Origin of the sequence: Mesorhizobium sp. M7A.F.Ca.CA.002.04.1.1, assembly GCF_004022805.1 — a bacterium.
Lineage (GTDB): Bacteria > Pseudomonadota > Alphaproteobacteria > Rhizobiales > Rhizobiaceae > Mesorhizobium > Mesorhizobium ciceri.
In genome coordinates this window covers 1-6,698 of record NZ_RZPL01000277.1, presented here as the reverse complement: position 1 = coordinate 6,698, position 6,698 = coordinate 1, and the positions used below count along the sequence as shown (strand labels likewise).

10 protein-coding genes are annotated in these 6,698 nt (G+C 61.6%); 6 read left to right on the top strand and 4 right to left on the bottom strand.

Going from position 1 to position 6,698, the window contains the following annotated elements:
* Positions 1–67: 67 nt before the first annotated feature.
* A complete protein-coding gene (locus tag ENZ75_RS16135) occupies positions 68–862 on the bottom strand; it encodes a response regulator (RefSeq protein ID WP_013529283.1) in 795 nt (264 codons plus the stop codon).
* Between the two features lie 213 nt (positions 863–1,075).
* Between ENZ75_RS16135 and ENZ75_RS16130 the strand changes: the two genes are divergently transcribed.
* Both ENZ75_RS16130 and ENZ75_RS16125 read left to right on the top strand, forming a co-directional pair.
* Complete coding sequence (locus tag ENZ75_RS16130; RefSeq protein WP_032809255.1) at positions 1,076–1,279, top strand: NepR family anti-sigma factor; 204 nt, start codon at positions 1,076–1,078, stop codon at positions 1,277–1,279.
* Between the two features lie 3 nt (positions 1,280–1,282).
* Complete coding sequence (locus ENZ75_RS16125) at positions 1,283–1,834, top strand: RNA polymerase sigma factor (RefSeq protein WP_013529285.1); 552 nt, start codon at positions 1,283–1,285, stop codon at positions 1,832–1,834.
* 13 nt (positions 1,835–1,847) lie between these two features.
* Here the strand turns inward: ENZ75_RS16125 and ENZ75_RS16120 are convergent, their stop codons facing one another.
* The gene (locus tag ENZ75_RS16120) at positions 1,848–2,219 is read right to left on the bottom strand and encodes a response regulator (protein WP_027163154.1); all 372 of its coding nucleotides are present in this window, start codon (positions 2,217–2,219) and stop codon (positions 1,848–1,850) included.
* A gap of 168 nt (positions 2,220–2,387) precedes the next feature.
* Here ENZ75_RS16120 and ENZ75_RS16115 point away from each other — a divergent pair, with 168 nt between their 5' ends.
* The 3 genes from ENZ75_RS16115 (at position 2,388) to ENZ75_RS16105 (ending at position 4,074) form a co-directional block, all read left to right on the top strand.
* On the top strand, positions 2,388–3,149 hold the full coding sequence (locus ENZ75_RS16115; protein WP_027163153.1) for a Crp/Fnr family transcriptional regulator: 762 nt from the start codon (positions 2,388–2,390) through the stop codon (positions 3,147–3,149).
* Between the two features lie 128 nt (positions 3,150–3,277).
* The gene (locus ENZ75_RS16110) at positions 3,278–3,604 is read left to right on the top strand and encodes a DUF883 family protein (RefSeq protein WP_013529287.1); all 327 of its coding nucleotides are present in this window, start codon (positions 3,278–3,280) and stop codon (positions 3,602–3,604) included.
* Between the two features lie 11 nt (positions 3,605–3,615).
* Positions 3,616–4,074: a hypothetical protein gene (locus ENZ75_RS16105; protein ID WP_013529288.1), complete on the top strand. Its 459-nt coding sequence runs from the start codon at positions 3,616–3,618 to the stop codon at positions 4,072–4,074.
* 13 nt (positions 4,075–4,087) lie between these two features.
* Here ENZ75_RS16105 and ENZ75_RS16100 read toward each other — a convergent pair whose 3' ends face one another.
* Positions 4,088–5,563 carry an HWE histidine kinase domain-containing protein gene (locus tag ENZ75_RS16100; RefSeq protein ID WP_063170350.1) on the bottom strand — a complete coding sequence of 492 codons (1,476 nt, stop codon included), beginning with the start codon at positions 5,561–5,563 and terminating at the stop codon, positions 4,088–4,090.
* Positions 5,564–5,769: 206 nt separating this feature from the next.
* On the opposite strand from ENZ75_RS16100, the gene ENZ75_RS16095 reads away from it, so the two are divergent.
* A complete protein-coding gene (locus tag ENZ75_RS16095) occupies positions 5,770–5,973 on the top strand; it encodes a hypothetical protein (RefSeq protein ID WP_013529290.1) in 204 nt (67 codons plus the stop codon).
* Positions 5,974–6,002: 29 nt separating this feature from the next.
* Here ENZ75_RS16095 and ENZ75_RS16090 read toward each other — a convergent pair.
* Positions 6,003–6,698, bottom strand: a 696-nt coding sequence (locus ENZ75_RS16090; protein ID WP_128278179.1) for a diacylglycerol kinase family protein, incomplete at its 5' end; no start/stop codon positions are given.

Genomic DNA, 6,698 nt, shown 5'->3' with positions numbered 1-6,698 from the left:
ACAGGGAGAGATTCGGGAGCGAGGCTATCGCCTTGGGTTCGTCAATTCCTCCACTCCCAATTCCCGACTATGCGGCGGCTTTCGCCTGCCGGTCAAAGAACAGTGCCTGGCTGATCAGCGCCTTGACCATGTCGGGATTGAACGGCTTGGTGACCAGGAAGGCCGGTTCCGGTCGTTCCCCAGTCAACAGGCGCTCGGGGAAGGCGGTGATGAAGATGACCGGCACCGACGTCGATGACAGGATTTCGTTCACGGCCTCGATGCCGGAACTGCCGTCGGCAAGCTGGATGTCGGCCAGCACCATCTTCGGCCGCGTCTTGCCGAACATCATCACTGCCTCGGCATGGGTGCGCGCCGTTCCAACGACGCGGTGCCCCAGGCTCTCGACCATTTCTTCGATATCCATGGCGATCAGCGGTTCATCCTCGATGATCAGAACGTCGGTTGCCACCTGACGGGATATCTCGTTGCTCGCCTGCGCAAGCAGCTCTGAAAACTCCTGGTCACCGACGTCAAGGATCTCAGCCGCTTCCTCCTCGCTGAAGCCTTCGACCGCCACGAGCAGGAAGGCCTGACGGGGCCGCGGCGCGATCGCATTCAGATTGGCGGCGGTGCGCTGTTCCCACGCCGATTGCGCCTGTTCCTGTGGAACGCGGATGGCGACCGATGTGAAAAGCTTGGCGAAAACCTTGTACAGCGCGATGCGGTCGCTCGATGCTTCGGGAAATATCTCGATATCGGCGATGATGGCTTCAAGCATCGCAGCGACCAGCGCGTCACCACTCTCTTGCGACCCGGAAACAGCCCGCGAGAAGCGGCGCAGGAAGGGCAGATGTGGTGCGATGGTGGCGGATAAGCTCATGGTAAGACGTCTCCCTCAGAATGACGCGATTGCGTAGCAGGTCAAGCTGACTGCAAGCCGTGATAACGCGGATTTTTTGAAAAAGTTCCACCTCGACGGAACAAAAGCCGGGGAGTGGCGTTTGTGGTGGGGATGGGCAACCAGACGAGGGCGCCGCTTGCGTTGTGTTGAGTACGGTAAGAGCGGCTTGAGCGCTGGGAATACAAGGGCAAAATGAAGGATATGACGAAAGATATTCTGACTGGCGCCGAGAGCAGGCGCCGGAACGGTTCTGGTGACGCTCTTGGGCCGAACTCCGAAATCGGACGCAAACTCAAACAATATTACGACGCGCTGGTCTCCGACGATGTGCCGGATCGCTTTTCCCAGTTGCTTAGCCAACTGGAACAGGCTGAACCCGCACAGAAGAAGGACTGAGGCATGGCCGCGGTCTCACAAGGCTTCAAGACTGATCTGCTTGGGGCAATCCCAAGTCTGCGCGCGTTTGCCGTGTCGCTGACGCAAAATGCCGATAAAGCCGACGACCTCGTCCAGGAAACACTCGTCAAGGCTTGGGACAAGCATGAGAGCTTCCAGCCCGGCACCAATCTCAAGGCCTGGCTTTTCACCATCCTGCGCAACGAGTTCTATTCGCAAATGCGCAAGCGCGGGCGCGAAGTGCAGGACAGCGACGGTATCATGACGGCCAGGCTTGCCGTTCATCCGGCCCAGCACGGTCAACTCGACCTGAAGGACTTTCGCGGGGCGCTGGAGCAGTTGCCGGAGGACCAACGCGAAGCCATCATCCTCATCGGCGCATCTGGTTTCTCCTACGAGGAGGCCGCGGAGATCTGCGGCTGCGCGGTGGGGACGATCAAGAGCCGCGTCAGCCGAGCCCGTACCCGCTTGCAGGAGATCCTGAAAATATCAGGTGAGGACGAGTATGGTCCGGACGCGATTTCGGCCCAGGTAACGAGTTCGCCGGCGAGCTGACCGCGATCGCGTCTCAAGCGCGTCCGCAGGCCGCCGCGACCGCTTGCACCAGGTCTTCGCCTGAGTAGGGTTTGCCAACCAGCCTGACGCCCGGAAACGATGCCTTGATTTCATCGGCATCCGAATAGCCGGACGCAAACACGAAAGGTATGCCTGCCGCGCGCAGCCCGGAAGCGAAATCGATCGTCGAGGCGCCGCCCAGCATCAAGTCGACAATGGCTGCATCGAATCGCGTGGCGACTTCCCGGCCATCGACCTCGGTCAGGTCACGGGCGATCACCACCTCATCGGCGCCATGATCGCGGCAAAGTTGCTCGACATCCATGGCGATGAGAAATTCGTCCTCCAAAACGAGAATCCGCAATCCGTCAAGCAATGTGGGCACAGGCAAAGACTCCTTGAAACGCCGGAGTCATGATCGCTAATTGGCTTGATGTCATTTAAAAAAGACATGTGGCCAGCGGGCGGAACCTCAATCCTTGCAACGCGTTGAAACGCGGCTCTCCAAGAGCGGCTTTCGAAGGGGGTCGAGCGGGCTTTCGAAGGGGGCGAAATGTCAGTCCAGAACAATAACGCTTTCTCCAGCCGCCAATATCCTTGCGAGAACTGCCCATTGCGGCCGTTGCCGGTTTTCCGCGACTTCGAAGAACAGGAGCTGGCCTTCATCAGCAAATTCAAGAAGGGTGAACTCGCGGTCGATAAGGGCGACACGGTGCTGGTGGAGGGAAGCCATAGCGCCCATCTCTACACCGTGCTCTCCGGCTGGGCGTTTCGCTACAAGCTGCTGCGGGACGGCCGTCGCCAGATCCTCAATTATCTCATGCCCGGGGATCTGATCGGCCTGCAAGGCAGTGTGATGGGCGAGATGCAGCATTCCGTCGAGGCACTCTCACCGATGCTGCTGTGTGTTTTCGAGCGCGAATATCTGCACGAGCTGTACCGCAATCATCCCGGGCTGGCCTACGACATCACCTGGATCGCATCGCGCGAGGAGCGGATGCTGGACGAGAATCTGCTCAGCCTCGGGCGCCGCAGTGCGATCGAGCGCGCCGCCTATCTCATCGCCTTCATCGGCAGCCGGGCCAAGGTCGTCGGACTGAATGGCAGCCAATCCGTCCAGATACCGATCACGCAGCAGCACATTGCCGATACGCTCGGCCTGTCGCTGGTTCACACCAACAAGACGATCCGCAAGCTGATGGATCGCAAGCTGATCGTCTGGCGCGACGGCGGCTGCGCGGTCTCCGACAATGAAGGGCTCAAGCGGCTCGCCGGCTGGGAAGGGCTGGGCGAGGCGCGCCGGCCACTAATCTGAGGAAGCGTCTTTTTGCGAAGCCGGCGGATCGGGTGCGCGCCGATGCGTTTTCGGCTACTTTGTCCGCAGTGGCGGAACCATGAGGTGCGCAGCGCGTTTGAAACCGAGCAATCACAAGGAGTTAAGCCATGGCCACTGCCGCAGGAAAGACCGCAACCGACGCCCGTGCAAATGCGGACCTGGAAGCCGACATCAGGCAGTTGAAGGCCGACATCGACAAGCTCACCAAACAACTGGCCAAGACCGGCGAGCATGGCTATGGCACCGCGCGCCGTGCAGCGACAGAAGGGGTCGAGCAGTTGCGCGCGCAGGGCGAAGCAGCCTTTGACAGCTTGCGCAGCAATGCCAAGGACATCGAAGCGCAGATGATGGCAAGCGTGCGTGAAAAGCCGGTGACGTCACTGGCAATCGCCGCTGGCGTCGGCTTCCTTTTCGCGCTCATCGCGCGTCGCTAGTCGCGCTACAGATGGGAATGTTGGCAACCCTGATCTCGGGCCTCGCCTCGGGGGAAACCGTGGCCGCCGTTCACCGGGCGCGCACGGCGGCAATCGTCTATGTGATCGCCATGGCCGCTGCGCTTTGCGGTCTCGGCTTTCTGGTCGGGGCCGCCTATATCTGGACGGCGATGCGCTACGGCTCGCTTGCCGCCGCGCTCGGGTTTGGCGCCGGTTTCCTAGTGCTCGCCGGACTTATCCTGCTGATCTACCGGATATCCGCAGGTTCGCGCGCCCGGCGCCGGGCGCAGCGCCGCAATGCCGACATGAAGGCGATCGGCGTCACCGCCGCACTCGCCGTGCTGCCGAGCCTGCTCAAGGGAAAAGGCGGTCTCGGCGCCATTCTGGGGCCGGCCGTGGCGCTCGCGGCCTACGCCATCTACCGCGAGAATGTGAAATCCGACGATCCGGATGAGAGCGAGCGGACATAGAGCTGTTGGGAGATCACTTCGACAGCTCTTCCAGGGGCATCGATATTTCGGCAAACACGCCTTCCGGCCGGAATTCATGGGTCACTTCGCTGGAAATGACCTTGGCCAGGCTGCGGCGAATGAGGATAGAGCCGAAGCCTTGCCGATCCGGCGGAGCGACTTGCGGCCCGCCGCTTTCGCGCCAGGTCAGCACAAGACGCCGGGCATCCTTCCTGCCTTGCGTCCTCCAGCCGAGGTCGACCCTGCCTGACGGCACCGACAGCGAGCCATATTTCAGCGCGTTGCTGGCGAGTTCATGCAGGATCAGGCCAAGCCCGACGGCCTGGTCGGGCGACAGCAGCAGGTCGTCGCCGGAGATCGTCATGCGCGGCTGCTCGGCCGTTTCGAAAGGTCTGACCTCGATCTGGACGAGTTCACTGATGCCGATGCCACGCCACTCGCGGTCCGACAACAGATTGTGGGCGATGCCCAAGGCCTGAAGCCTGGCGCCGAAGGCCTCGAGGAACTGGCTTGGCTGGCGGGCATGGCGCACGGTCTGGGTTGCCAGCGCCTGGACGGTCGCCAGAGTGTTCTTGACGCGATGGTTGAGTTCACGCAGCAGCAGCCGTTGCCGTTCGTCGCCGAGCTTGCGCTCGGAGATGTCGTAATTGACGCCGAAGATCAATGTCGGCTTGCCGTCGCCGTCACGCTCGATCACACGGCCGCGCGTGGCGAGCCAGCGCGGCGGGTGAAAGCCCTTCACCCGGTATTCGCCGAAATAGTCGTCGCTGCCGGTCAAGGCGTCGCGAAAGCGGGTTTCGGTCTGGTAGACGTCGCGCGGATCGATGGCGGTGAGGATGTCGCGTGCGCGCAGCCGGTTGGAGCGCGGCAGGTTGAACAGCTCCGACATCAATGTGTCGCATTCGATGACATCGGTGCGGATATCCCATGCCCAGCTGGCGAGCGAGGCCGCATCGAGTGCGATGGCGCGTCGTTTTTCCTCGCGCGCAAGTGCGGCCTCGGCGATCGCGCCGCTGCGGGTTGCGTCCTTTAGGGTGAACAGGCTGGCGGCCAGGCCGGCGAGCGCCTTCAACTGGTCGAGCTCGGTTCGGGATGGAAAACCATGCGGCTCGCGGTCGAGCACGCACAGCGTGCCGATGCGGGCACCTGCCACGATCATCGGCGCGCCGGCATAGAAGCGGACATGGTGCTTTCCGGTGACCAGCGGGTTGGTCTTGAAACGGGGGTCCGCCGTTGCATCCACGACCACCATCGGCTCGTCGCCGGCGGCAATCGCATGGGCGCAGAAGGAGACGTTGGTCGCGGTTTCGGTCTCGTCCAGGCCGAAGCAGGATTTGAACCAATGCCGTTCAAGGTCGACGAGTGTGACCAGGGCCATCGGCACCTGCATCACCGCTGCGGCAAGGCTGCTGACGCGGTCGAAATCGGGGTCGGCCGCCGTATCCAGCATCTCCAATCCGTGCAGCACGGCCAGCCGGTCGATATCCATGACTGCTAGCGCAACTTCGGCCGGCAGATCGGGTGCTGTTTGCGTCTTGCCAATCACCCCAATTGCCTCGTCCCGGTCTTCGTCGCCGCATGCTTGCGCTGGTGCAAGGCCAGCACGCTTTTCCGGAACCATCCTAGCGAGGAACCGTTACCCGACCATGATTTGCCGGGCGCGCCAGTTGGTGCAGAATGAGACAGGGATCGAGCATGGCCAAGATCATTCCAGAAAACAAGGCGCGGCAGGGGCGATGGGGCTGGCATGGATTTCGGATCCTGATCGCCGCACTGCTTCTGGTGTTTGCTGCATGGGGCATTGCCGAGATCTATGGTGTGTTGATCAAGGCGCCTAACAGCGATGAACAGCATGTCCCCACACCGCCCAACACCACCGAGCAGGCTCCTGCCGGGTAAAGCGGGCCTGTCCGTTGCGCCGCACCTCATCAGGCGGCTCTCGACTGGGCCGCGCTCGCCGGAACCAATACATTCAGTGCGCCAGGCTGAATCTCGATTACCGTTTCACGGTCAAGCCTGACCAGTTCGCCGTCCATGACGGCGCGAAATTTGCGGCTGCCCGAATGGATTTTCAGCACCGTTCTGTTTGTCTGGTGGATTTCGACATGTTCGTTGTCGCGCCATTTGCCGCGCGCCATGTTGAAGAAGAACTTGACCAGTTCGGCGCGCTGCTTCGCCACCGTGACATAGACACCGAGCACGCCGCCCGCAGGATTGTCGGCATAAGGCAGATGGCCTTCACCGAATAAGTTGTTGGTGATGCCGATGCCGGTGATGCGTGCCGCCATTTCGGCATCGCCGATGCTGAGCGTCACATTCATCGCAGGTGGATTGTTGATCGTTGCCCAAGCCGCCTTGGCCGAGGCGCGGATCTTTCCCAACCGCGAACCGAACTCCATCTTCTGGCGCAGTTGCACCATCTTCGCGTGCATGCCGATCGAGAACTGGTGCACGAAAGGTTGGCCATTGGCCGTCGCCACATCGACAGCAATGATTTCGCCGTCGGCGAAGGATTTCAGCGCCCCGTCGAGCGACTGCGGAATGCCCAACCCGCGTGCGAACAGGTTCATGGTGCCGGCTGGCAATATGGCAAGCGCCTTCTTCGTGCCCATCAGTCGGGCGGC

Excerpts from the sequence above, each read along its gene's own strand:
- ENZ75_RS16135 (WP_013529283.1), bottom strand. The coding sequence starts at position 862 with ATGAGCTTATCCGCCACCATCGCACCACATCTGCCCTTCCTGCGCCGC.
- ENZ75_RS16130 (WP_032809255.1), top strand. The coding sequence starts at position 1,076 with ATGAAGGATATGACGAAAGATATTCTGACTGGCGCCGAGAGCAGGCGC.
- ENZ75_RS16125 (WP_013529285.1), top strand. The coding sequence starts at position 1,283 with ATGGCCGCGGTCTCACAAGGCTTCAAGACTGATCTGCTTGGGGCAATC.
- ENZ75_RS16115 (WP_027163153.1), top strand. The coding sequence starts at position 2,388 with ATGTCAGTCCAGAACAATAACGCTTTCTCCAGCCGCCAATATCCTTGC.
- ENZ75_RS16110 (WP_013529287.1), top strand. The coding sequence starts at position 3,278 with ATGGCCACTGCCGCAGGAAAGACCGCAACCGACGCCCGTGCAAATGCG.
- ENZ75_RS16105 (WP_013529288.1), top strand. The coding sequence starts at position 3,616 with ATGGGAATGTTGGCAACCCTGATCTCGGGCCTCGCCTCGGGGGAAACC.
- ENZ75_RS16100 (WP_063170350.1), bottom strand. The coding sequence starts at position 5,563 with ATGGATATCGACCGGCTGGCCGTGCTGCACGGATTGGAGATGCTGGAT.
- ENZ75_RS16095 (WP_013529290.1), top strand. The coding sequence starts at position 5,770 with ATGGCCAAGATCATTCCAGAAAACAAGGCGCGGCAGGGGCGATGGGGC.